Annotated in this window: 1 protein-coding gene; it reads left to right on the forward strand. The window is 70.9% G+C overall.

Translation table 11 applies throughout. From position 1 onward, the window contains the following. Positions 1 to 261: 261 nt before the first annotated feature. On the forward strand, positions 262 to 1,486 hold a 1,225-nt coding region (locus ACFWAY_RS53735; RefSeq protein WP_378516536.1), incomplete at its 3' end, for an IS110 family transposase.

Consider the following 1,486-nt stretch of genomic DNA (forward strand, 5'->3'; position numbering starts at 1 on the left):
CGCTCACTGGTGCACCATCCTTGTGTCGGTGGTTTCAGATGGACTGCCGATGCACCCGAGGTGCCGCCGGGTCACTGCCCTGCTCGCTTGACACGATCGATGTCCGGCATGAGTTCTGCAGGACCCGGCGGTCGCCCGGGCCGCGCCGACCGTCGACAGGGCTGAGCGCCACCGAGCGCCGAACAGTGAGCGAACCGGCTGCCGCGTCCCGGCACCGCACGAGGGTGCCTCCCCACTGGGTCTAGCAGCGAGGAGGCCGACATGAAGTCTGCCAGAAACACCCTGCCCGATGAACCACCCAACGCCCTGACCTGCGGCATCGACTGGGCCCGCGACGATCACGCCGTGTCCGTCGTCGATGCCCGCGGCCGCGAGGTCCACCGCTGCACCGTCGAACACAGCGCCGCCGGGCTGCGCGAGCTGCTCACAGTCCTCGCCCGCACCGGCGTCTGCGAGGTCGCGATCGAACGCCCGGACGGACCGGTGATCGACACCCTGCTCGGCGCCGGGATCACCGTGGTGGTGATCAGCCCCAACCAGGTCAAGAACCTGCGCGGCCGCTACGGATCGGCCGGCAACAAGGACGACCGCTTCGACGCCTTCGTCCTCGCCGACACCCTGCGCACCGACCGCGCCCGACTGGCGCCGTTGACCCCCGACCACCCGGCCACCGTCGCGCTGCGCCGCGTCTGCCGGGCCCGCAAGGACCTCGTCGCCCACCGGGTCGCCCTCGCCAACCAGCTGCGGGCGCACCTGCGCAACGTCTTCCCCGGCGCGGTCGGCCTGTTCGCCGATCTCGACTCCCCGATCAGCCTGATGTTCCTGACCCGCTTCGACTGTCAGGACCGGGCCGACTGGCTCACCCCCAAGCGTCTGGCCACGTGGCTGTCCGGCGTCAGCTACAGCGGCCGCACCGACCCCGCGGTCCTGCATGCCCGCCTGACCGCCGCACCCCGCGGCGCCGTCGGTGACGACGGATCCGCGCACGCCCACATCACCCGCGCCTTGCTCGCCGCCCTGCGCACCCTCGTCGAACAGATCAAGTTGCTCACCGAACAGATCGGCGAGCAACTCGCCGGGCACGCCGACGCCCACATCTTCACCAGCCTGCCCCGCTCCGGCACCGTCCGTGCCGCCCGGCTGCTCGCCGAGATCGGCGACTGCCGGGCACGATTTCCAACCCCCGAGTCGCTGGCCTGTCTCGCCGGCGTCGCCCCCTCCACACGCCAATCCGGCAAGGCCAGAAGCGTCGGATTCCGTTGGGCCGCAGACAAACAACTCCGCGATGCCGTCACCGACTTCGCGGGCGACTCCCGCCACTCGAACCTCTGGGCCGCCGACCTCTACCGCCGAGCCGTCGCCCGCGGACACGACCACCCCCATGCCGTCCGCATCCTCGCCCGCGCCTGGCTGTTCGTCATCTGGCACTGCTGGCAGGACAACCTCGCCTACGACCCGGACAAACACGGCGCCCTCCAACGACTGA

Source organism: Rhodococcus sp. NPDC059968 (assembly GCF_042738615.1).
Lineage (GTDB): Bacteria > Actinomycetota > Actinomycetes > Mycobacteriales > Mycobacteriaceae > Rhodococcus_F.